Raw genomic sequence first — 21,889 nt, 5'->3', positions numbered from 1 at the left:
CCTCAGGCGTAACGCAGCGGCAGGCTGACGCAAACGCGAGTGCCGTGGGTGCAGGAGATGGTCAGGGTGCCGCCCAGGGCGGTGACGCGCTCGCGCATGCCGGTGAGGCCAAAGCCCTGCTGACCGGAGCCCGGCGGCAGGCCGCAGCCGTCGTCCTCGATCACCAGCATCAGCCGCTGCTCCTGCTGCCAGCCTTGCAGCGTGACGGCACTGGCGCTGGCGTGTTTGACGATATTATTCAGCCCCTCCTGGCAGACGCGGAACAGGGTGACGCGCTGGTTTTCGCTCAGCAGCGACTCATCGATACGCCACGCCAGATGGCTGACCATACCGCGATCCTCCAGCTCCATTTCGCGCATCAGCGAACGTACCGCCTGTTCAAGCGTCAGGTCGTCCAGCTGGCGTGGACGCAAGCGCCCCAGCAGACGGCGCACGGAATCGTAGACGCCGAGCGAGAGCTGCTCAATCAGCTGACCGCTCTGCCTGACGCTGGCGCTGTTGGGCGCCAGCCGCTGAACGATCCCCGCCTGGGTACGAATTGCGGTGATGGTCTGCCCGATATCATCGTGCAGCTCGCGGGCCACCTCGCGGCGCACGCTCTCCTCGGTTTCCAGCAGGCGCTCCGCCAGCCGCTGGTTACGCACCAGCTCCTTTTGCAGCGACTGATTCAGCTCGCGCAGCCGCTGTATTCCGGCGCCCAGCAGCAGGCCGGTCAAGCTTTGCGCCAGCAGCGAAAGCAGTAAATCCACCGGATGATCGTGCCAGGTCTGGCTGGCAATCAGCGCGATGGCGTTCATCAGGGTCGCGATCAGCGCCCCCTGCCAGCCGTAATGCCAGGCCAGAGCGATAATCGGCAGCGCCAGGCAGAAGGGCGTAAATCGTGAGAGCTCGGCGGGCAGCCCCAGTTGGAGCCAGAGGCTGACGCTGAACAGCAGCAGGTACCAGATAAGATGCCGCCCGCGCCAGTTCACCGGCTGCGAGACCAGCGATGGCCCCAGCGGCCGCCAGACGGTGCTGGTAAGGTAGTGCCAGATAACCAGACAGGTGGGCGCCAGCGTCAGGCCGCCGGTCAGAGTCAGCAGCAGCGCATTCAGCCCCTCTTTACCTTCCGCCAGCCAGGGTAGCGATTGCAGCAGCGCGGCGGCAATCAGCGCTGCGCCCTGGCGCAACAACGTCAGCCAGTCACGCTGATGACGATAGCGCGATATCAGCGCCACCGGCAGCAGGGTCAACAGGCTTCCAGTCATCAATATTATCGGGTGCGCCAGCGCCACTTCCTGCGCCAGCCAGAGGATCAGCAGCCACTCCGCGCCCAGCAGAACCGGCCAGTAGCCGCGCGGGCACTGCAGCATCAGGCCAAGCCGCAGGCCAAAGGGGAAAAGCAACACCGCAAGGTCGGGGCGCTCCACCAGGTGCAGGCTGATGCTCCACAGGCAAAACCACGCGGCGGAAAAGATAAAGCAACAGCCGACGACCGAGAGCAGCCGCGAGAAAAAGGCTTTCATTGCCAGCTATCGAACATGCGGCGCGCCAGCTCGACGTCGTTGCTGACGCCCAGCTTTTCGAGCAGGTTGGCGCGATGAACGTGGACGGTTTTCGGCGACAGGCCCAGCTCGGCGGCAATCTCTTTTACCGCCATCCCCTGCGCCAGCTTTTCCGCCACCTCGCGTTCGCGCCTGGTCAGCGGGTCCCGTCGTCCGGCCGCCAGCTTCATGGCGATATCCGGCGTCAGATAACAGCCGCCAGCCGCCACGGTGCGCACGGCGGCGATCAGCTCATCCGGACTGCAGCGCTTAGAGAGAAAACCGCGCGCCCCGGCGTTCAGCGCCTGCTCCACCAGCGCCGGGCTGTCATGCACCGACAGCATGACGATCGCCATCCCTTTCGGCAGCTGGTTTAATAATTCAAGCCCGGAGATATCCGGCATCGAGATATCGCAGATGCAGACCTGCACGCCGCGACCGGGCAGCCCCGCCAGCGCCTCGCGCCCGGAACCGAATTCGGCGACGACCTGAAAATCGGCTTCCAGCCCCAGCAGTTGGGCAAAGCCGGATCGGACGATAAGGTGATCGTCAATAAGGGCGATTGTGGTCATGGCGATTCCTGGCGGGTTAAAAAACGCGCTTACCTTAACGATAAGCGCGCAGTGGTTCAAGCCTCGAGCGATTATTCGAACAACACCGCGATTTTGCTGAACAGGGTAGTAAGCAGTTACGCAATGGGCTGGACAGTCGGTAAGCCCTTTGACTGCAGACGAACAATTTAAAATTTTTGTCTTATTTGAGTAATCGCAGTGTAACGCTATAAATTATTCATGCCGAGAATGATTTATATATTATGACAGGCAGAATGCCATGCGGCCATTATGTACAGAGAGTAACCAGCGTGATATTGTCTCTTTGATATCAGCAAGGAAAAATATATGCAGCAACGGCCTCACTTAGCAAAGCAAACGATCGATGAGCACCAGCTCAATAAGCTAAATAAAACAACACAGAGCAAAACGGATAAGCTGTCGCATAGCGGTAAATTGGCTTATATCAATGATAACTACTGTGAGATTACGCGTAACTACACTTCATTTTATGGGATGAACATCCTGGGCGTGGTGCTTTTCTTACCTGTTGCTATTTTATGCTTTGGTGCTGTTTTATTTTTTTTCTATGATGCGATATTTAATTATGCGCGATATGTTGAAACCTGGCAGTCCAGAGCAGACGATCAACTTTTAATGCATTTCGCAGTTGTTATTATATTTTTTATGACTTTTGTTTTCGCAGCCGTCGTAAATTACTTTATCTTCGCCCCTCGTCACTATCCCGTTCGTTTTAATCGGAAAACAGGCAAGGTTTATGTTTACGATCACGTTATGTATAGTATTACTTATAAATTAACTTATACTTTCTGGTGGTATTACCCTTTTTATAAGAGAACAAGACCTGAATGCAAAGAGTATGACTGGAGTCAGATACAAGCCATCAGTATATATTCACACAATAAGCACTCATCATACTCCACCATTCGCTGTATCGTTTATGACTCCAGTATTAGCACTACTATGATCGATGCCTTTAACCTGATATCGACCGACGCAGGTACGGACGCGCTATTAATGCCTAACTACAAGCTGTGGCTATGGATCTGTAACTATATGAGTTTCAACGATCGGTTATTAGACACATCCGTTAATACGCAAGTTGGCATTTATGGCCGCGAAGTAAAGTGGCCTGATGATATAGATAAAAAATCGAAAGCGTTCTCTTTAGATGAGTACAGAAGAATCTGCTCTGAATAAATCCAGAGCAGATTTTCTTCCCGGCAGGAATATGTCCAGCGGAAAAATTAGTTACTCAAAAAAGACCGCAATTTTGCTGAACATGGACGGGTCTGACTGGTTGCGTACCACCTTCTCAACGTCTTCCAGCTTTTCGATCTGGCTAATCATCTGCCCGAGGCGCTGATCGTCGTTGACAAGCAGCCAGATGCGGCTCTGGTTGCTGTCCTGAATCGGCAGACAAAGAATGCCTTCCACGTTGAAAGCGCGGCGGGCAAACAGGCCGCAAACGTGGGTCATCACACCAGGGTGGTTGCGCACGGTGAGCTGTAGAATAACGTTTTCATGAGTCGCTTGTTGCATGGCTTATTCCCCCACCATTTCAGTATTGGCCGCACCCGGCGGTACCATTGGATACACTTTTTCTTCGGCATCGATACGCACGTGGATCAGCGCCGGGCCTGGGCGGTCGATAATCGCCTGCAGCGCCGCCTGCGGGTCGGCTTCGTTATTTAAATCACAGGTTTGCAGACCAAAACCAGCGGCGATCTGCATAAAGTTGACCATGCCAGGATAGGTGGCGGCAAACACGCCCTGCTTATAGAACATGCTTTGCTGTTGATGCACCAGCCCCAGCGCTTCGTTATTCATCAAGATGATTTTCACATCCAGCTGATTTTCCGCCGCCGTCGCCATCTCCTGAATATTCATCATCAGGCTGCCGTCGCCGGAGAAGCAGATAACCTTGCGCTGCGGGTTCGCCAGCGCCGCACCCACCGCGGCAGGTAAGCCAAAACCCATCGTACCCAACCCGCCGGAGGTCAGCCACTGGCGCGGACGGTTCAGCGGATAAGCCTGAGCGGTCCACATCTGATGCTGGCCAACGTCGGTAGTGATGATCGCTTCATCATCCACGCAGGCGGCCACGGCGTTAATCAGGCCGTAATGGGAGAGCGGGTCTTTCTCCTGCGGAATGGTGCTGGGGAACTCGCGCTGCAAATCTGCCACCAGCTGCAGCCATGCGCTGCGCGGCTGCGCCTCGACCTGCGGGATCAGCTGCTCCAGCACTTCGCCAACGTCGCCCTGAATCGCCACGTGCGGCTGCTTGATTTTACCCAGCTCTGAGCGGTCGATATCAACGTGGATAATTTTCGCGTTCGGGCAGAACTGCTCGGTTTTACCAATCGCCCGGTCATCAAAACGAGCACCTAAAACAATCAGTAAATCAGCCTCTTGAAGAATAAAGTTGGTACTGCGCGCACCGTGCATCCCCAGCATGCCCAGCGACAGCGGGTGCGCTTTCGGCAGCATCCCCAACGCCATTAAGGTCAGGGTAGTCGGCAGATTAGCTTTCTCCGCCAGCTGGCGAATCTGCTCAGGAGCGTTGATGACCCCACCACCCAAATAGAGTACCGGACGCTGCGCCGCGTTAATCATTGCCGCCGCTTCGCGCACGCTGGCGCTATCGAATTCCGGGGCTGCCATGCGGGCGCCGGGTTCCGGCAGGGCGTCGAGCTCAATGGTCGCCGCCTGAACATCCTTAGGAATATCTATCCACACCGGCCCTGGTCGCCCGGACTGCGCGATGCGAAACGCGTCGCTTATCACCTGCGGCAGCTCAGCAATGTTGCGGACCAGATAGTTATGTTTGGTGATGGGGATAGAGATACCGTAGGTGTCGACTTCCTGGAAAGCGTCGGTGCCGATCATTGAGGCCGGAACCTGGCCGGTAATGCACACCAGCGGAATCGAATCCAGACGGGCGTCGGCGATAGCGGTGATCAAGTTAGTGGCTCCCGGGCCGCTACAGGCCATACACACGGCGGGTTTGCCTTCGGTACGCGCCATGCCCTGGGCGATGAATCCCGCCCCCTGCTCGTGACGCGCCAGAATATGGCGGATCTGCGTGCTTTGGCTTAACGCATCGTAAATGGGAAGGATGGAGCCGCCCGGAATGCCGCTGACCGTGGTGATCCCCTGACGCTCCAGTAAATGAACGACTAACTGCGCGCCAGTGAAGCGCATTTTTTCTGATGTTGTGCCCGAACTTGCCATGCTCCAGTCCTTTTATTCTGAGCCGACTTACCGAGGGGCATGAAACGAAAAACCCCGCTCGGTTTGCGCCGGCGGGGTTTGGAATTCGTGTTGTTCCGGACCCTACGGCGCGTTGCCGACGACGACCACCACAGACACGACGACCACCGCGGCAGGCGCGGTTAGTAGTAGGGTCGAAGTCAGCGTGGTAGCGTTCATTAGGGACCTGTTGTCTCAAAAAAGGGAATGAATTTATACAAACACAGCTTTTGTCATTTCACAATGGATTTATTTTCAACCAGGGAAAACTGCGCGGAAGATCACATTAATTTGCGGAGGAGAGATGAAAAACAAAAACCCCGCCGCGGCGAGGTTTTTTGCTCGGTGTTTTTACGGTTGGTAGCCGCAAGCACACTGTATTACGTCAACGAAAAAAGTATACGCGATCGGCGAAGAAGGCGCAATTTTCACGACGGTTTTTGCTGATGTAGAGTATGGATCGCGTAGGCAAATTTGTCCAAAAAAATACTGTTCATGCATACAGTATTCATTCTATACTGAGGGGGTACGCAGGGTGAATCTGGGGCCGCACTTTTACCGGCGCAAAAAAAAGTCCTGGCTGAAACGGGTGGTGCCGTCAGCGCCTTAACCCCAGAAGAGCACACTGTGTTACGTCAACAAATACCCCGAATTATTGAGTCCGCCACCGGCAGGTGGCGTCTGAATATGACGGGTATACCCTGGCTGGCAACAGGCGGCGGAAAGGTACGCCAGCCGGTTGTGCTCCTGAACCAGAGGAGACGCGTATGGGCGGAGTGGATATCGTTGTTCTCATCCTGAAACTCATGGTTGCCGTGTTGCAACTACTTGATGCAGTCCTGAAACAGTTCCGCTGATTCAGGTTCAAGTCGCACCTGGGAGGGGCGGGAAACCGCCCCTCTACAGGCTAACCTGACGGAGAAAATTATGGCACCCTTGTTGATTGCCGCCATCACCCCGGACGAACCCGGTTTTTCGGCGTTGCGCGCCGAAAGCCTGGCGCAAAATCTGAATATGCTTGGCCGCCTGGCTGAGAACTGGCAGAGTGGGAAAAACCGCTTTGACGCACCGGGAGAAAAGCTGCTGGGGGCCTTTGCGCATGGGCAGCTGGTCGGCGTTTGCGGACTGAATATCGACCCTTTTAGCCAGCAGGTGCGGACCGGGCGCATCCGCCATTTATACATCGGTGAAAGCCACCGTCGACAGGGGATCGGGCATCAGCTGCTGGTCTCGGTTATCACCCACTCCGGCGCCAGCTTTGATTTTCTCAACACCCATGCGCCGTCAACTGCCTGGTCGTTTTATGAAAATCTGGGGTTTCGCCCGGTGCATGATGAACCGCGGGTCACCCATCGCCTGTTTTGTTCGCTCTAGCCGCAGCTGGCTGACGACAAGCGCGCATGTTACAGTCCAGTGACGATTTTTTCCTCAGCGCCAGGCCGTAATGACCATTACCGTATTCTCTATTTTGCTGTTTGCCGCCCTGCTTCACGCCAGCTGGAACGCTATCGTAAAAGCCAGCGGTGATAAACTGTACGCGGCGGTCGGCGTTAGCGGCTCAGCGTCGCTCATCGCGCTGGTTATGCTCCCCTTTTCCCCCCAGCCGACGCTGGCCAGCGTGCCGTTTCTTGCCGTCTCCTGCGCGCTGCAGGTGGTGTATACGGTGCTGGTGGCAAAAACCTATCAGGTCTCGGATATGAGCCAGACCTATCCGCTGATGCGCGGGACCGCGCCGCTACTGGTGGCGATAATCAGCGTCATCTTCCTTGGCGACCATCTCTCCCCGCTGGCATGGCTGGGCATCGGCGTCATCTGCCTGGCGATTCTGGCGATGGCTTTTAACGGCCGCGCCAGTTCAAGCCAGGGTATCGTACTGGCGCTAATCAACGCCTGCTTCATTGCCGGCTACACGCTGGTTGACGGGACCGGGGTACGGCTTTCAGAAACCGCGCTGGGCTATACCCTGTGGACCTTTTTTATGAACGGCTTCTGCCTGCTGGGCTGGGCGATGATTGCCCGACGCCCGCAGGCCAGTCGCTATCTGCGCCAGCACTGGAAGAAAGGCATGGTGGGTGGCGTCGGCACCATGGGCTCCTATGGTCTGGCGCTGTGGGCAATGACTCAGGCGCCGCTGGCTGTGGTTGCCGCCCTGCGCGAAACTTCGATTCTTTTCGGCGCGGTTATCGCGTTTATCCTGTTGAAAGAGAAAATGGTTCCATTGCGTATCGTTGCCGCCTGCGGTATCGCCGCTGGGGCGATTTTGCTGCGGCTGTCTTAATCTATACCCTAAATAATTCGAGTTGCAGGACAAAACGGTTAACCGTTTTGAACGGCGCTTGCGCTGGCCCCGTAAGGGGCGAGGCCTTAGGCCGAGTAATCCGCAGCCAACGCATCTGCAACTTGAAGTATGACGGGTATATACATGGCAACATTAGTTGCCGATTGTTGTTTACAAAACCTGCCTGAAAATCCTCCCACAATCACCGTCACGTGGTTGTCCTGTCATTATTATGTGGTAGATTCCTCCATCGTTTTGCGGATGTGCCAGTCACATATTCTCTATACTCAACTTTATACAAAGTATTCATCGACATGAAACGCCATAAGAACTTCAATTTGTTGTTGATGCTGGTACTGCTGGTGGCCGTAGGCCAGATGGCGCAGACCATTTATATTCCGGCGATTGCCGATATGGCGGTATCGCTAAACGTTCGCGAAGGCGCGGTGCAGAGCGTGATGGCCGCTTATCTACTGACCTACGGCGTCTCACAGCTTTTCTACGGCCCGCTCTCCGATCGCGTTGGCCGCCGCCCGGTGATCCTCGTTGGGATGTCTATTTTTATGCTGGCGACGCTGGTTGCCATCACCACTCATAGCCTGCCGGTGCTGATTGCCGCCAGTGCGATGCAGGGAATGGGCACCGGCGTCGGCGGCGTCATGGCGCGCACCCTGCCGCGCGATTTGTATGAAGGCGCGCAACTCAGGCATGCCAATAGTCTGCTGAATATGGGGATTCTGGTCAGCCCGCTGCTGGCTCCGCTGATTGGCGGCATTCTCGATACTCTATGGAACTGGCGGGCCTGTTTCGTGTTCCTGCTGGTGCTTTGCGCCGGCGTCACCTTCAGCATGGCGCGCTGGATGCCGGAAACCCGGCCCACCGGCGCGCCGCGTACCCGGCTCATTACCAACTATAAAACGCTGTTCAGTACCGGCGCGTTCAACTGCTATCTGTTGATGCTGATCGGCGGCCTGGCGGGCATTGCCGTATTCGAAGCCTGTTCCGGCGTGCTGATGGGCGCAGTGCTGGGTCTAAGCAGCATGTCGGTCAGCATTCTGTTTATTCTGCCGATCCCGGCGGCGTTCTTCGGCGCCTGGTTTGCCGGACGGCCGAACAAACGCTTTCCGACGCTGATGTGGCAATCGGTGATTTGCTGCCTGCTGGCGGGCGTGCTGATGTGGATCCCTGGCCTGCTGGGCGTGATGACCGTCTGGACCCTACTAGCTCCTGCCGCGCTGTTCTTTTTTGGCGCCGGGATGCTGTTCCCGCTGGCGACCAGCGGCGCGATGGAGCCCTTCCCGTTCCTCGCCGGCACCGCCGGGGCACTGGTGGGTGGGCTGCAGAATATCGGTTCCGGCGTGCTGGCGTGGCTGTCGGCGATGATGCCGCAAACAGGCCAGGGTAGTCTTGGCCTGCTGATGATGCTGATGGGGTTACTGATTCTGCTGTGCTGGCTGCCGCTGGCGTCGCGCTTTCATCAACACCAGCAGCCGGTTTAAGGCTTCATTGCGGGTTCCCCGGGTCGCGACGCGGCGCGTCTTACCCGGGCTACAAAATGACGGACGCCGATGAACCCGTAGCCCGGCTAAGCGCAGCGCAAGCCGGGATGAAACTAAGCCGGTCATCATAATTGTGCCTGACTCTGCAGCCAGTTGATAAAGGCATCGATTTTCGGCCATTGACGACCCGGCAGGGTCGTTACGTAATAGTGCTGATGGCACTTCAGGGTCATCTCGCCGAACGGCGCGATCAGCTCGCCGCTCTCCAGGCGCTTTTGCACCAGCCGCTTACGCCCCATCGCCACGCCGACGTGGTTCATCGCCGCAATGACCGCCAAATCCGAACGATCGAAGCCAATTCCTGACGATTGCGGCAAATCGATGCTAAATTTCTGCGCCCAACTGAACCACTCGTCGGTACCGGAATCGTTGCTCCAGGCCTGACGATCGTGCAGCAGCGTGCAGTGACGAAGGTTGCCGGGATTCTGCCGCAGATGATGCTGGCGCGCGTATTCCGCCGTGCAAACCGGCACGATAGCCTCATCCATCAAAAAATGATGGCTAAGCTGTGAGGAAGGCGCGTCATCAAAGTAGATCGCCAGGTCGATGCCCGCACGCTGCATGTTGACGTTATCGTTGCCGGTCAGCACGGTAAGCGAGATCGAGGGATAGCGGCGGGTAAAATCGCCGAGCGCGGGCACCAGCCAGCACTGGGCGATTGACGGGCGCGAATAGACCGTTAACGTTCCCGACAGCTCCTGGTTTTTAATATCCAGAATCTCCTGGTTCAGGCTGTCCAGCGAGGACTTCAGCGCCCAGAACACCCGTTTGCCCTCATGCGTCAGCTCCACCTTGCGGTGCGAGCGCACAAACAGCTGGATCCCCAGCTCTTCTTCAAGCTGATTGATACGGTGGCTCACCGCGCTAGGCGTCAGCGATAGTTCCTCCGCCGCCAGGGCGAACGACTCATGACGGGCGGCGACTTCAAAAGTATACAGCTTCGAAAGCTGCCAGCCGTTGAGTAGCCTGTTACCCAGATCTTTTAGCGTCTCCATCACCTACTCCTTTAATTTTCCCCGCCGAGTGTAAGAAAATTATCGCCCTGCTGACCGCTTAAAGATGAAAAAAAGTGATTCATAGCACAATAAACAGGCAATATTAGAGCGAAATCACCTTTTTGATTCAATCTGATTCACCTGAAGAGCCGTTTATATCGTTTGTCAGCGCGTGCCGTTTTTCTGTTCAATACCCGTAGATTATTCACAGGCGAGGTGGGGTATGGAATCTCAGATCTGGGTTGTGAGCACGCTGCTGATTAGCATCGTGTTGATTGTGTTAACTATCGTCAAACTAAAGTTTCACCCGTTTCTGGCGCTACTGCTGGCCAGCTTTTTCGTCGGCGCCATGATGGGAATGAGCCCGCTGGATATGGTTAACGCCATAGAGAGCGGGATTGGCGGTACGCTGGGCTTCCTGGCGGCGGTGATTGGGCTGGGGACGATTCTCGGCAAAATGATGGAGGTCTCCGGCGCAGCGGAACGTATTGGCCTGACGCTCCAGCGCTGCCGCTGGCTGTCCGCCGACGTTATTATGGTGCTGGTGGGCCTGATTTGCGGGATCACCCTATTCGTTGAAGTGGGCGTGGTGCTGCTGATCCCGCTGGCGTTTTCCATTGCCAAGAAGACCAACACGTCGCTGCTCAAGCTGGCCATTCCGCTGTGTACGGCGCTGATGGCGGTGCACTGCGTGGTGCCGCCGCATCCGGCGGCGCTGTTTGTCGCGAACAAGCTGGGCGCGGATATCGGGACGGTGATCGTATACGGTCTGCTGGTGGGCCTGCTGGCTTCGCTGGTCGGCGGCCCGCTGTTCCTACGGCTGCTCGGCAACCGCCTGCCGTTTAAAGCGGTTCCGGCTGAATTTGCCAATCTCGAAGTGCGCAAAGAAGAGACCCTGCCGTCACTGGGCGCAACCCTGTTTACGGTGCTGCTGCCGATCGGCCTGATGCTGGTCAAAACCATCGCCGAACTGAATATGACCAAAGGCGGCACGCTGTATATGCTGCTGGAGTTTATCGGCAACCCGATCACCGCCATGTTTATCGCCGTTTTCGTGGCCTACTACGTGCTGGGTATCCGCCAGGATATGGGGATGAGTACCCTGCTGACGCATACGGAAAACTGCTTCGGTTCAATTGCCAACATTCTGCTGATTATCGGCGCTGGCGGGGCCTTCAACGCCATCCTGAAAACCAGCGGCCTGGCCGATACGCTGGCGGTGATTCTGTCGAACCTCGATATGCACCCGATTCTGCTGGCCTGGCTGGTGGCGCTGATTCTGCATGCCGCGGTCGGTTCCGCCACCGTCGCCATGATGGGCGCAACCGCCATCGTCGCGCCGATGCTGCCGCTCTATCCCGGCGTGAGCCCGGAAATCATCGCTATCGCCATCGGCTCCGGCGCGATTGGCTGCACTATCGTAACGGATTCCCTGTTCTGGCTGGTTAAACAGTACTGCGGCGCAAGCCTCAACGAGACGTTCAAATACTATACCACCGCGACCTTTATCGCTTCGCTGCTTGCACTGGCCGGTACATTCCTGCTTTCTTTCATCATCTGAGCGCAAAGAGACGTAATATGAAAAACGCTGACATGACCACTTTACTCGCGCAGTTTCCTCTCCTGGAGGAGCTGATAGCCCTGAAAGAAACCACCTGGTTTAACCCGTCAACGACGTCGCTGGCGGAAGGGTTACCCTATGTTGGCCTGACGACAGAAGACGTTCAGGACGCCCATGCCCGGCTCGATCGCTTTGCGCCTTATCTGGCGGAGGCCTTTCCGGAAACCGCCGCCACCGGCGGCATTATCGAGTCTGAGCTGGTGGCTATTCCGGCAATGAAGGCCCGGTTGGAAAAAACTTTTAGCCAGCCAATTAGCGGCGATCTGCTGCTGAAAAAAGACAGCCATCTGCCGATTTCGGGTTCGATCAAAGCTCGCGGCGGCATTTATGAGGTGCTTACCCACGCGGAGAAACTGGCGATAGGCGCGGGATTGTTAAACACTGCCGACGACTACCGTAAGCTGCTGACGCCCGAGTTCAGGGGGTTCTTTAGCCAGTACAGCATCGCCGTCGGCTCCACCGGCAATCTGGGGATGTCGATTGGCATAATGAGCGCGCGCATCGGCTTCAAAGTAACGGTCCATATGTCCGCCGACGCCCGGGCGTGGAAAAAAGCCAAACTGCGCAGCCATGGCGTAACGGTGGTGGAGTACGAAGAGGATTACGGCGTGGCGGTTGAGCAGGGGCGCAAAGCCGCCGAATCTGACCCAAACTGCTTCTTTATCGATGATGAGAACTCGCGCACCCTGTTCCTCGGTTATTCCGTGGCCGGCGAGCGGCTAAAGGCGCAGTTTGCCCGGGAAGGGCGCGTGGTAGACGCCGCTCATCCGCTGTTTGTTTATCTGCCGTGCGGCGTGGGCGGCGGCCCCGGCGGGGTGGCGTTTGGCCTGAAGCTGGCGTTTGGCGACCACGTCCACTGCCTCTTCGCCGAGCCGACCCACTCCCCTTGCATGCTGCTGGGGGTCTATACCGGCCTGCATGACCAGATTTCAGTTCAGGATCTGGGGATCGATAATCTGACCGCCGCCGACGGTCTGGCGGTAGGCCGCGCTTCCGGTTTCGTGGGTCGGGCAATGGAGCGCCTGCTGGATGGGTTCTGCTCTCTCGATGACCAGACTATGTACGATATGCTGGGTTGGTTAGCCGAAGAAGAAGGTATTCGCCTCGAGCCATCCGCCCTGGCCGGTATGGCCGGGCCGCAGCGGGTCTGCGCCAGCGAGGCATATCAGCTGATGCACGGCTTCACCGCGGAGCAGATGCAGAATGCGACCCATCTGGTGTGGGCGACCGGCGGCGGCATGGTGCCGAAAGAGGAGATGGCGCAGTATCTGGCAAAAGGGCGGTAAACTTTAAGACAGGTAAACGCAATGGCGACGAAGATCCTCTCGTCGCCATTTTTTTAGCGCAGCAGATGCATGAGCTCAACCGGCGAGCGGTGCTGGTTGAGTAAATCGCGCAGGACGCGCATATAGGGGGCGCTCCAGCTATAAAACTGCCGGTATCCCTCGCATAGCGCATTGGAGCCATCCTCCAGTCGCAGCTGCGGGCAGCCGCCACCGCATAATCTTAGCCAGGCGCAGCCGGCGCAGGCCGGCCCAGGCGGATTATTCTCATAACATACTGCCTCACCGCGCCAGGCGCGCAGCGTTGCCTCAAACAGCGGCACGACGATGCGATTAGCGTCTTCTTTGATCCAAATAGCGAACACCGCGCAGAGAAAATCCCCCCACAGGCGGGCGTCGGAAGGTTGCAAATGGGGAATGAACTTGATAGCCGCTGCCCCCTGAGCGCTCAGCTGATGATAGACATGCTCGGGGCGTTCACACTCCTGACGATGGATAATCACTTCCCATACCGGGATATCGCTCGCCAGAGACTGGCAGTTACCGCAGTGCCGATCGTCACTGTAATCGGCCTGACATCCTGTCATATCAGATCCTTAATAAACAAAATCACCTGTCGTATATGGGTTACAGCAAACAACAATGACAGGGAAAGTACTGCGAATGCGATCAAAAATTTGTCACGAACCGCCTGCCGCTGGACAAAATCACTGTGCTCAACATCCATCACATTGCGGCTGCGGGTATAGCGCCAGAGGATGACAGCGACAAACGGCAATATGCACAGCGAAATCCAGAACGGAAGCCCTGCCTGATGCCAGTGGTGCTTAATCGCCAGCGCCAGCAGCGCGCCATAGCCTAAAAGAGTGCGAAACCAGGCCAGCGACGTGCGCTCCGGTTGCAGGCCCGGGTCGTTCTCGCGGCGCGCCCGGCGATTATCCGGCATAGAGCACCAGCGCCATGACCACCACGATAACGATAGTCAGCAGAATACTGATCAGCAGCAGGGTGCGGGTATAGGGAAGATCCTGTTTAAGCCGCATTGCCTTTTCGTTGCTCAGCCAGCGTATATAACCGTAAATCGCCAGGCCGCCGGCAAACAGGCACAGCAGCAGAGCAAGAATTTCGCGGATCAGCGGCGTCGCGAAATCCGGCGCCAGCTGGTCCAGGCCGACGCCGCCAGCTAAAAAGCCAAGCGAAGTGCGGATCCACGCCAGAAAGGTACGTTCATTCGCCAGCGAGAAGCGGTAATCCGGCGCTTCGCCAAGGCGGGATATTTTCATCATAACTCCTTGATGGGTTGCCGATTGCGTAAAATACCGGCGATTCTACCTGAGAGCCAATGCGGAAGGCATCAATAATCGCCCCGTTGCAGAAAAAGTTCAGGCCTGATAACCATTTAACGTCAGGTTATCAGGCTGATGATTGGCGGCTATATCGTTCAGAGTGATGGCCCAGTGCGTCCGCCTTTCTACCGGGCAATGCCTGACGAGCGCCCTTTGCCAACGTTGTGAACTCGTCAAAATTTCTGTTTTTTCTCCTCTACCTTCACGCCCCGCGTCGGCAGACCGGTGTCATAGTCGCGCACGACCGGCGAGTAGCCATCCTGCGGACGCGGGCGGAAAGCGCCCATCCAGCGCGGCTGGGCATCCGGCCGCCACGGACGCAGGCTCCATTGATAGGTGCGGAATGGGTCGCGGATTTTATCCATATAGTCCAGCAGCGCATCGTGCATCCGGTAGCGAACGTCGGCGAATTCATGGACATCGATCAGATTATGTAGCTCATCCTGGTCATTTTTCCGATCATACAGTTCATCACTGGTAAACAGATTGAGTACCAGTTTGTACTCATCCGTCACCCAGCATCGCACCGGAATAAAACCGCCAAAGCTGTCGTGTTCGATTTCATAGCGATTGAACTCGACCATCACGCCACGCGGCGTTTCAGCATCGAGAATATTTTCTCCCGGCAGGATATCCGGCTTATCGATGCCCGCCAGCGCCATCATCGTCGGCAGCAGGTCGATATGGCTGACCGGTGTGTCGACCTGCGCGGGTTTGCCCTGCGGCGGGCGCATAATCAACGGGATACGGGTAATGTCGTCATACATCGCCGCGCCTTTGCTGATGAGCTTATGCGCGCCCATCATCTCACCGTGATCGGAGGTGTATATCACCCAGGTATTATCCCGCTGTTCCGGGGTTAAGGCATCGATCACCCGACCAATCTGGTCATCAACAAAGTCGTTGCAGGCAAAGTAGAGCGGATGATGATAGCGCCCATCCTCGCCTACCGGTGAGGGCATCGCCTGCGACCATAGCCGATGGTGTTCCGGTTTATTGCTCAACGAATCATGAGCCTTCGGCCCGAGGTCGTAATAAAAGTCCTGATACTTCTCCAGATACTCCACCGGGCAGGTAAACGGATGGTGCGGCTCGTCATAGGACACCACCATCAGGAACGGCTCGTCGGCGCGCGCGGGTTGATGCAGGAAGTCTACCGCCCGATTGCTGATGCGGTGCGCCCAGGTAAAGGTTTCGTCGATACCGTGTCGCTGTAAATCTTCAACCGAGTTCAGGCCATTGCGCCACAGGCTGATCTCCTCCTTGGTCAGCTCCGCGAGGTAATTTGCGCCGTCGAACCAGTAGTCAGCGTCCCACTCCGGCGGGCACTCGCCGGTACCAAAGTAGTCGTGACCATCCAGATGCCACTTGCCGATATAGCAGGTGCGGTAACCTGCATCCTTAAAGTAGCGCCCCATGGTAGAGATGTTTTTTCCCGGCGCGATGTTATTGGTCCACGGGCCGGACTGGCTGGCGTAGATTCCGGTAAACAGTCCGGCACGCGCCGGAGTGCATACCGGCGAGCAGGTATAGGCGGAATTAAAGCGGATACCTTCGGCGGCCAGACGATCAATATTATGGGTATTCAGCGGTTTACCGCTGTAGCAGCCCACCATATTGGTCGCCTGGGTATCGGTCATAATAAACAGGAAATTGGGACGACTCATGATTTTTCCTTAACGTCGATAGCATAGGAAGCTGGAGCGGAGCGGCGTTCCCGCCAGCTGCTGTAAATCAGATAGATAACGACCGCTGCGGTAATGGCGTAGCTCACCGCCGCCAGCCAGCGAGTGCCGTAGCCGCCAAATTCGGCGAGGCCCGCGTAAACGCCGATCATCGCGAACAAGATCCCCACCGAAGCAATTTTCACGTGCCGGTACGGCTGCATATCAACGGCAAACGCATCATGGAATTTAAACGGCGTCGCCCGCGGCTTAATGACGCCGATAACCAGCATGACTACCACGTTGATGCAGAACGTGCAGGCAAGCACGTAGAGGAAATGGAAATCGAACTTCACCAGGTAGTTAATCGTGATGTAGCTAACAATCCCCAGCCCCATCGCCACTTTGGCGGCGATCGCCGGGATACGCGGAAAGAAGAAGCCCATAATGATGATGGTTACCAGCGGCACGTTATAAATACCGTTGAGCTGCTTCATCCAGCTATACAGTCCCTGCGGAGCATTGGCGATCCACGGCGCGACAATCACCGATATCACCGCAATAAAAAGGCCAAATTTCCGCCCAATGCGCACCAGCTGTTCCGGCTGTGCGTTTTGATTAATGATGCGCCGGTAAATCCCCATGCTGAACAGGGTACTGGCGCTGTTTAAAAAACCGTTAAAGGTGCTAATAACCGCGCCAAACAGTACCGCGCCGAAGAACCCAACTAACGGGAGCGGCATCACCTTATTGACCAGCGTCGGATAGGCCATATCCGCGCTCGGCAGATCCTGGTAGAGGTGAAAGGCAATTAAACCGGGAAGAACCAGAATCAACGGATCGAGCATCTTGAGAACTGCCGTCAGCAGCGCCCCTTTCTGCCCCTCCGCCAGGCTTTTTGACGCCAGGGTTCGCTGAACTATCCCCTGATTAGTACACCAGTAGAAGGTGTTCACCAGAATCAGGCCGGTAAACGCCGCGCCAATCGGTAAGGGGTCAGTGCTGCCGCCAATGGAGTTCAGCTTCTCCGCATGTACCGTCGTCAGCTGCTCTATGCCCTGTAAAAAGCTCCCCTTCCCCATCGCCATCAGGCCAAAAATCGGTACCATCAGACCGCCAATCACCAGGCCAATTCCGTTAATGGAATCAGCGATTGCCATTGCGCGCATACCGCCGATCACCGCGTATAAAATCCCGGCCAGACCGAGCAAAATGACCAGTAACCAGATGGCGGCGCCCTGGGTCAGCCCCAGCGACTCACCGATATGAAACAGGCTATTTAGCGCCAGCGCGCCGGAGTAAAGCACGATGGGTAAAAAGCAGATACCGGTGGCGATAAGAAAGCAGAAGTCGATAATAATGCGGGTCGTTTTATCGTACCGCTCTTCCAGAAAGTCCGGGATGGTGGCGATACCGCGCTGCAAATAACGGGGAAGAAAGATCAGCGCCAGGAAGATTAGCGTCACCGCCGATGTCACTTCCCAGCCCATGACCGACATGCCGCTTTTGTAAGCCTGGCCCGATAATCCTACCAGCTGTTCGGTCGATAAGTTGGTTAACATCAGCGAGGCGGCGATGACTGGCGCTTTCAGCGAACGGCCGGCAAGAAAATAGCCCTGCTGCGAACCGGTATCCGCTTTTCTTACCTTGAACCAGGTAATGATAGCCACCAGCAATGTAAAACCGACAAAGCTCAAAATTTGTATAGTATTCATCTTTAAGCCCTTATTTGTCATTATATCCCGGCGCTATTAGGTACAAAGGTATAGCGTTTTATCCAGGTAAGGCGATGATTTATATAAAACGAGATGTAATGTATCCCTGCAAGGCTATTTCTTGCTAAATTCACCTCATCAGGTTGCAGGCATCATTGGCCGATGGGAAATTAAAATGAATGGAAAAATACAAATTTCGCATGTAAAAAACGAAACTACGTATAACATTCCGTTAGTTCTGGAAGAAAATGTGATCTCAAGCGGGATTTCCCTGCTCTCGCTGTGGCATACCCTGGCCGATGAAAGCTACCGGGTTAGCTGGCCGCGCGATAAAAAGAAACCGCTTATCGCCAACTCGTGGGTGGCGATATATACACTCCAGGGGTGCGGGAAAATATATCTTAAAGACCATACTGAAATAACGTTAAACGGTAACTGCGTCATATTTCTAAAACCCATAGAGATCAAATCCTATCACTGCGCCGGATTGGTCTGGGAACAATACTGGATGGAATTTATTCCTACTACGCTGATGCCTATTCCGGTATTACAAATCGGCACTATTTATCACGCCGATATTTTTAATAAGGAACTCAATGAAGTGGCCTTACTGATTGCTGACCGCGATCCGCTAAAGAATAACCTGGCCGTCGCCTACCTCACGAAAATCATTTATCAATGGATTTGCCTGATTGCCGAAAATGGCAACAAAGATCGTCAACTGCAAAAGCTGGAGAATCTTATTGCCGCTCTACACGCTAATCCGCAAAAACGCTGGAGCGTAGCCGATATGGCTGATGCTATGCAGTGCAGCGAACCGTGGCTGCGGCGCCTCTTTTTGCGTTATACCGGCAAAACGCCAAAGGAGTATTACCTTAACGCCCAGCTTGAGCTGGCGCAGTCGCTATTAAAGCAGGAGGGGAATACGGTGGGTAAGGTGGCGGAAATGCTGAACTTCTTTGACTCCTTTCATTTTAGCAAGGCGTTTAAACGCCGGTTCGGCTACGCGCCCTCAGCGGTGTTAAAAATGAATGACCGGCACCCCATGGATGCCGGTCAGCAGGATTAATGCAGTTCCGGCCAGTACTCTTTGTTGGCCGCGATCAGGTCATCAAGAATCGCTTTGGCGACCGATGCGCTCGGTACGGTTTTCGACAGTGCGATGGCCTGCCACAGCTTATGGTACGAGCGCTGTTCCCAGGCATCCACCACCAGTTTTTCCACCGCGACCTGCTGGCTCATCATCCCTTTCTGGAAGTGCGGAATATCGCCAACCGTCAGCGGCTCCGGTCCGTTGTGGCCCACCAGGCACGGAATTTCCACCATCGCATCGGCGTCAAAGTTATGAATCGCGCCGTTGTTCGGCACAATCAGCAGCATCCGTTCCTGGGTATTAAAGGCAATCGCCGCCGCCAGATCGACGATGTAGGAAGCGTGTTCGTCAATTTCCAGATCGCCGGCGGAGGATTTACCCGCCTCAATAATTGCCCGACAGGCGCTAAAGACGTTTTTCTCACGATGATCCATCACCTCATTGGCGCGGGTGCGTTCCGGGTTGGAGTGCGCCACCACATAGTCCGGGAACAGATAATACTTGAGATAGGTATTCGGCATCGTATCAGGATCCAACGCCTGCACGTCTTTCGCCTTGGCGAAAGTGTCGTTCCAGCTGGCTTCGGTATGCGGATCGTTTGATGGCGGCACATAGCCGAATTTCGCGACATGTTCGCGCAGTTTCGGCATCAGATCGTTGCCCTGCAAATCTTCAATCGAGGTCCACCAGCCGAAGTGGTTCAGCCCGTAGTAGCGCACGCGCATCTGTTTACGGTCCTTAAGGCCGACGATTTGCGCCATCCGACCTTCAATACCGATCGGCATATCACAGATGTTGAGAATTTTAGCGTTCGGACGCAGGCGGCGGGTCGCTTCCGCCACAATGGCCGCCGGGTTGGAGTAGTTCAGCATCCAGGCGTTTGGTGAATATTTTTCCATATAGTCCACCAGTTCCAGGACGCCGCCAATGGAGCGCATACCGTAGGCGATCCCGCCTGGGCCGCAGGTTTCCTGGCCCAGAACGCCGTGGCGCAGCGGAATTTTTTCATCTTTTTCACGCATCGGGTATTTGCCCACGCGGATATGCGCCATCACGAAATCGACGTCGGTAAACGCCGCCTGCGGGTCGGTGGTGTAGCTGAACTCGATCTCCGGGGCCTGCTCTTTGAGAATGACTTTGCACGCCTCGGCGATGGTCTCCTGACGCGCGCCGTCGTTGTCGTAAAATTTCAGCGACCGCAGCGGGAAGCGATCCTGGTTCGCTAACAGCATCAGCACGATGCCCGGGGTGAAGGTACTACCGCCGCCTGCGATAACAACTGAGAATTTTTTCATGATACTGCCTCCGTCATGGTGGTTTGTTCGGTCTGTAGAGAATCTTTTATCAGGGTTTCCAGCTGGTCGCGGACCTGAGGAACGTGCAGGCCGACGATGACCTGAATTGCGTTGCCGCGGCGGACTACGCCGTGGGCGCCCAGCGCTTTAAAGACGTCGTCGCTTTGGGTCTTCGCCATATCGACCAGCGCAATGCGCAGCCGGGTGGCGCAGTTATTGATGCTTTCGATATTGCCCGCTCCGCCCAGCGCCTGCAGGAAGCCGGCGGCCTGGCCCAGTTTGGTGTCCGCTGCTCCGGCGGCGCTGGTTTTACCGCGTGCGGCCTGGTAATCCGCTTTGCTGTAGAGCTTAATTTCACTCTCTTCACGGCCCGGCGTTTTGAGGTTCAGGCGCAGAATCAACGTGCGGAAAATGACGAAGTAGAGTGCGGTGAAGCACACGCCAACGCCAATCTGGATAAACATCATCGACGCGTGGTTGTGGAACATCGGGATCCAGTTTTGCGGCAGGAACTGGTCGAGCAGGCCGCCGCCAAAGTTGCCTACCACGCCGCAGATATACATCACCGTCGCCATAGTGGCCGCCAGCACCGCATGGACGGCAAACAGCAGCGGCGAGATAAACAGGAAGGTGAACTCTAACGGCTCGGTTATTCCCACCAGTACGGCGGTTAAGGTGGCAGGAATCAGCAGACCGGCGACTTTCACGCGGTTTTCCGGTGCTGCGGTGTAGTAGAGCGCCAGCGCGATACCCACGGAACCAAAGACCTTCGAGTTACCGTGCAGCGCGAATCCGCCTTCCGGGAACAGGGTTTTCAGCGCCTCGGAACTCTGGCTGAACTCATGTAAATGCTGCGCCCAGTAAACCTGAATACCGCTTTCCACTACCGCCGGGCCGAAAATAAACGGTCCATAGACGAAGTGATGTAAACCGGTCGGGATCAGGATACGTTCAAGGAAGATATAGACCCAGACGCCCAGTGCTCCGGCGGAGCGTAAAAAGGCCTGCAGCGATTCAATGCCCATCTGCACCTTTGGCCAGCCAAGCAGGGTCAGCCAGGCGCAGGGAATCATTGCCAGGAAGGCAACAATGACCACAAACGAGGAGCCCTGGAAGATCCCCAGAAACACCGGCAGCGGTTTATCGAAATAGCGGTTATGCAGGGCGGTCACCAGCCCGGAAATGACGATCGCGCCGATAATGCTGGTATCAAGCGTTTTAATCCCGGCCATCATCGTCAGGCCGCTGCCTGCCGTTGGCTCAACGGAAAAGTCGACGCCGAAGAAGTGGCCCCAGGTCATCCCCATGGCGTTGATAAAGTAGTTCCAGGTAAGGAAGCTAACCAGCACCGCCAGGCAGGCCCGGCCCTGGGCCTGTTTCGCCAGGCCGATCGGTAGACCGACGGCGAAAATCAGCGGCATATTACGAAAGACGGTCCAGCCGCCCTCTTCAATAATGTGAACGATCTGAGCAAATAAACTGTCGGGTGCTGTGAGCGCTTCGCCGACGAACATCGGGTTGCGCAACATAATGGCGATACCCACCACGATCCCGGCGAAAGGAAAGAGTAAAACCGGGGTAAACATGGCGCCGCCAAAGCGTTGTATTTGACTGAGCATTTGAAAATCCTCATGTAACAACTCATAGGGTGAGTGGCCTTATTCATACCCGCCATGCTTCACCTGCCGCGGTG

21 protein-coding genes are annotated in these 21,889 nt (G+C 56.0%); 8 read left to right on the top strand and 13 right to left on the bottom strand.

Annotated elements, in window-relative coordinates; translation table 11 throughout:
• Positions 1-2 precede the first annotated feature (2 nt).
• The gene (gene uhpB / locus K7H21_RS00200; RefSeq protein ID WP_162626104.1) at positions 3-1,484 is read right to left on the bottom strand and encodes a signal transduction histidine-protein kinase/phosphatase UhpB; all 1,482 of its coding nucleotides are present in this window, start codon (positions 1,482-1,484) and stop codon (positions 3-5) included.
• A gap of 17 nt (positions 1,485-1,501) precedes the next feature.
• Positions 1,502-2,095: a transcriptional regulator UhpA gene (uhpA, locus tag K7H21_RS00195; RefSeq protein ID WP_004126848.1), complete on the bottom strand. Its 594-nt coding sequence runs from the start codon at positions 2,093-2,095 to the stop codon at positions 1,502-1,504.
• Between the two features lie 327 nt (positions 2,096-2,422).
• On the opposite strand from uhpA, the gene K7H21_RS00190 reads away from it, so the two are divergent.
• Complete coding sequence (locus K7H21_RS00190) at positions 2,423-3,295, top strand: DUF6708 domain-containing protein (protein ID WP_223035499.1); 873 nt, start codon at positions 2,423-2,425, stop codon at positions 3,293-3,295.
• Positions 3,296-3,346: 51 nt separating this feature from the next.
• On the opposite strand, the gene ilvN is transcribed toward K7H21_RS00190, so the two are convergent.
• From ilvN to ivbL, 3 genes are all read right to left on the bottom strand, one after another.
• A complete protein-coding gene (ilvN, locus tag K7H21_RS00185) occupies positions 3,347-3,637 on the bottom strand; it encodes an acetolactate synthase small subunit (RefSeq protein WP_004107116.1) in 291 nt (96 codons plus the stop codon).
• Between the two features lie 3 nt (positions 3,638-3,640).
• Positions 3,641-5,329, bottom strand: coding sequence for an acetolactate synthase large subunit (gene ilvB / locus K7H21_RS00180; RefSeq protein WP_049113098.1), 1,689 nt, complete (start codon positions 5,327-5,329; stop codon positions 3,641-3,643).
• Between the two features lie 102 nt (positions 5,330-5,431).
• Positions 5,432-5,527: an ilvB operon leader peptide IvbL gene (ivbL, locus tag K7H21_RS00175; RefSeq protein ID WP_004107123.1), complete on the bottom strand. Its 96-nt coding sequence runs from the start codon at positions 5,525-5,527 to the stop codon at positions 5,432-5,434.
• Positions 5,528-6,114: 587 nt separating this feature from the next.
• Here ivbL and tisB point away from each other — a divergent pair.
• The 4 genes from tisB (at position 6,115) to emrD (ending at position 9,124) form a co-directional block, all read left to right on the top strand.
• On the top strand, positions 6,115-6,204 hold the full coding sequence (gene tisB, locus K7H21_RS00170; protein WP_004107126.1) for a type I toxin-antitoxin system toxin TisB: 90 nt from the start codon (positions 6,115-6,117) through the stop codon (positions 6,202-6,204).
• Between the two features lie 70 nt (positions 6,205-6,274).
• Complete coding sequence (locus K7H21_RS00165; protein WP_142471528.1) at positions 6,275-6,721, top strand: GNAT family N-acetyltransferase; 447 nt, start codon at positions 6,275-6,277, stop codon at positions 6,719-6,721.
• Between the two features lie 70 nt (positions 6,722-6,791).
• Positions 6,792-7,625, top strand: coding sequence for a DMT family transporter (locus tag K7H21_RS00160; protein ID WP_004126860.1), 834 nt, complete (start codon positions 6,792-6,794; stop codon positions 7,623-7,625).
• A 314-nt stretch (positions 7,626-7,939) separates the two neighbouring features.
• Positions 7,940-9,124, top strand: a complete 1,185-nt coding sequence (gene emrD, locus K7H21_RS00155) for a multidrug efflux MFS transporter EmrD (protein ID WP_139529817.1) — start codon at positions 7,940-7,942, stop codon at positions 9,122-9,124.
• A gap of 125 nt (positions 9,125-9,249) precedes the next feature.
• On the opposite strand, the gene dsdC is transcribed toward emrD, so the two are convergent.
• Positions 9,250-10,179, bottom strand: a complete 930-nt coding sequence (gene dsdC / locus K7H21_RS00150; RefSeq protein ID WP_004126866.1) for a DNA-binding transcriptional regulator DsdC — start codon at positions 10,177-10,179, stop codon at positions 9,250-9,252.
• A gap of 223 nt (positions 10,180-10,402) precedes the next feature.
• On the opposite strand from dsdC, the gene dsdX reads away from it, so the two are divergent.
• Together dsdX and dsdA are read left to right on the top strand one after the other, a co-directional pair.
• Positions 10,403-11,740: a D-serine transporter DsdX gene (gene dsdX, locus K7H21_RS00145; protein WP_004126868.1), complete on the top strand. Its 1,338-nt coding sequence runs from the start codon at positions 10,403-10,405 to the stop codon at positions 11,738-11,740.
• 17 nt (positions 11,741-11,757) lie between these two features.
• Complete coding sequence (gene dsdA / locus K7H21_RS00140; RefSeq protein ID WP_049115576.1) at positions 11,758-13,086, top strand: D-serine ammonia-lyase; 1,329 nt, start codon at positions 11,758-11,760, stop codon at positions 13,084-13,086.
• 53 nt (positions 13,087-13,139) lie between these two features.
• On the opposite strand, the gene K7H21_RS00135 is transcribed toward dsdA, so the two are convergent.
• The 5 genes from K7H21_RS00135 to K7H21_RS00115 form a co-directional block, all read right to left on the bottom strand.
• Positions 13,140-13,670, bottom strand: a complete 531-nt coding sequence (locus K7H21_RS00135; RefSeq protein WP_049115575.1) for a radical SAM protein — start codon at positions 13,668-13,670, stop codon at positions 13,140-13,142.
• Positions 13,667-14,029, bottom strand: coding sequence for a DUF202 domain-containing protein (locus K7H21_RS00130; RefSeq protein WP_004126877.1), 363 nt, complete (start codon positions 14,027-14,029; stop codon positions 13,667-13,669). Before K7H21_RS00130 ends, K7H21_RS00135 begins: the two co-directional genes overlap by 4 nt.
• Positions 14,019-14,366, bottom strand: coding sequence for a YidH family protein (locus K7H21_RS00125; protein ID WP_004126880.1), 348 nt, complete (start codon positions 14,364-14,366; stop codon positions 14,019-14,021). Before K7H21_RS00125 ends, K7H21_RS00130 begins: the two co-directional genes overlap by 11 nt.
• 236 nt (positions 14,367-14,602) lie before the next feature.
• Entirely contained in the window at positions 14,603-16,096 is a 1,494-nt protein-coding gene (locus tag K7H21_RS00120; RefSeq protein WP_223035498.1) for a sulfatase-like hydrolase/transferase, read from the bottom strand.
• Positions 16,093-17,808, bottom strand: a complete 1,716-nt coding sequence (locus K7H21_RS00115; RefSeq protein ID WP_004126885.1) for a solute:sodium symporter family transporter — start codon at positions 17,806-17,808, stop codon at positions 16,093-16,095. The genes K7H21_RS00120 and K7H21_RS00115 overlap by 4 nt, the downstream gene beginning before the upstream one ends.
• 175 nt (positions 17,809-17,983) lie before the next feature.
• Between K7H21_RS00115 and K7H21_RS00110 the strand changes: the two genes are divergently transcribed.
• Positions 17,984-18,877, top strand: a complete 894-nt coding sequence (locus K7H21_RS00110; protein ID WP_004126900.1) for a helix-turn-helix transcriptional regulator — start codon at positions 17,984-17,986, stop codon at positions 18,875-18,877.
• Here K7H21_RS00110 and K7H21_RS00105 read toward each other — a convergent pair.
• Together K7H21_RS00105 and K7H21_RS00100 are read right to left on the bottom strand one after the other, a co-directional pair.
• Positions 18,874-20,196, bottom strand: coding sequence for a 6-phospho-alpha-glucosidase (locus K7H21_RS00105; RefSeq protein ID WP_004126903.1), 1,323 nt, complete (start codon positions 20,194-20,196; stop codon positions 18,874-18,876). The two genes, K7H21_RS00110 and K7H21_RS00105, sit on opposite strands and share 4 nt — an antisense overlap.
• The gene (locus K7H21_RS00100; protein WP_004126906.1) at positions 20,193-21,815 is read right to left on the bottom strand and encodes an alpha-glucoside-specific PTS transporter subunit IIBC; all 1,623 of its coding nucleotides are present in this window, start codon (positions 21,813-21,815) and stop codon (positions 20,193-20,195) included. The genes K7H21_RS00105 and K7H21_RS00100 overlap by 4 nt, the downstream gene beginning before the upstream one ends.
• Positions 21,816-21,889: the final 74 nt, after the last annotated feature.

Origin of the sequence: Klebsiella sp. CTHL.F3a, from assembly GCF_019890895.1 — a bacterium.
In the GTDB taxonomy this organism is placed as follows: domain Bacteria; phylum Pseudomonadota; class Gammaproteobacteria; order Enterobacterales; family Enterobacteriaceae; genus Klebsiella; species Klebsiella grimontii.
The sequence above is the reverse complement of the archived record's forward strand: the minus strand, read 5'-3'. Positions and strand labels throughout refer to the sequence as shown.

Bases quoted from the DNA above. Each gene is read 5' to 3' on its own strand.
- K7H21_RS00120 (WP_223035498.1), bottom strand. From the start codon at position 16,096: ATGAGTCGTCCCAATTTCCTGTTTATTATGACCGATACCCAGGCGACC.
- K7H21_RS00100 (WP_004126906.1), bottom strand. From the start codon at position 21,815: ATGCTCAGTCAAATACAACGCTTTGGCGGCGCCATGTTTACCCCGGTT.
- dsdC (WP_004126866.1), bottom strand. From the start codon at position 10,179: ATGGAGACGCTAAAAGATCTGGGTAACAGGCTACTCAACGGCTGGCAG.
- K7H21_RS00115 (WP_004126885.1), bottom strand. From the start codon at position 17,808: ATGAATACTATACAAATTTTGAGCTTTGTCGGTTTTACATTGCTGGTG.
- ivbL (WP_004107123.1), bottom strand. From the start codon at position 5,527: ATGAACGCTACCACGCTGACTTCGACCCTACTACTAACCGCGCCTGCC.
- ilvN (WP_004107116.1), bottom strand. From the start codon at position 3,637: ATGCAACAAGCGACTCATGAAAACGTTATTCTACAGCTCACCGTGCGC.
- K7H21_RS00190 (WP_223035499.1), top strand. From the start codon at position 2,423: ATGCAGCAACGGCCTCACTTAGCAAAGCAAACGATCGATGAGCACCAG.
- ilvB (WP_049113098.1), bottom strand. From the start codon at position 5,329: ATGGCAAGTTCGGGCACAACATCAGAAAAAATGCGCTTCACTGGCGCG.
- dsdX (WP_004126868.1), top strand. From the start codon at position 10,403: ATGGAATCTCAGATCTGGGTTGTGAGCACGCTGCTGATTAGCATCGTG.
- K7H21_RS00130 (WP_004126877.1), bottom strand. From the start codon at position 14,029: ATGCCGGATAATCGCCGGGCGCGCCGCGAGAACGACCCGGGCCTGCAA.
- K7H21_RS00105 (WP_004126903.1), bottom strand. From the start codon at position 20,196: ATGAAAAAATTCTCAGTTGTTATCGCAGGCGGCGGTAGTACCTTCACC.
- K7H21_RS00110 (WP_004126900.1), top strand. From the start codon at position 17,984: ATGAATGGAAAAATACAAATTTCGCATGTAAAAAACGAAACTACGTAT.
- emrD (WP_139529817.1), top strand. From the start codon at position 7,940: ATGAAACGCCATAAGAACTTCAATTTGTTGTTGATGCTGGTACTGCTG.
- K7H21_RS00165 (WP_142471528.1), top strand. From the start codon at position 6,275: ATGGCACCCTTGTTGATTGCCGCCATCACCCCGGACGAACCCGGTTTT.
- uhpA (WP_004126848.1), bottom strand. From the start codon at position 2,095: ATGACCACAATCGCCCTTATTGACGATCACCTTATCGTCCGATCCGGC.
- dsdA (WP_049115576.1), top strand. From the start codon at position 11,758: ATGAAAAACGCTGACATGACCACTTTACTCGCGCAGTTTCCTCTCCTG.
- K7H21_RS00125 (WP_004126880.1), bottom strand. From the start codon at position 14,366: ATGAAAATATCCCGCCTTGGCGAAGCGCCGGATTACCGCTTCTCGCTG.
- K7H21_RS00135 (WP_049115575.1), bottom strand. From the start codon at position 13,670: ATGACAGGATGTCAGGCCGATTACAGTGACGATCGGCACTGCGGTAAC.
- tisB (WP_004107126.1), top strand. From the start codon at position 6,115: ATGGGCGGAGTGGATATCGTTGTTCTCATCCTGAAACTCATGGTTGCC.
- K7H21_RS00160 (WP_004126860.1), top strand. From the start codon at position 6,792: ATGACCATTACCGTATTCTCTATTTTGCTGTTTGCCGCCCTGCTTCAC.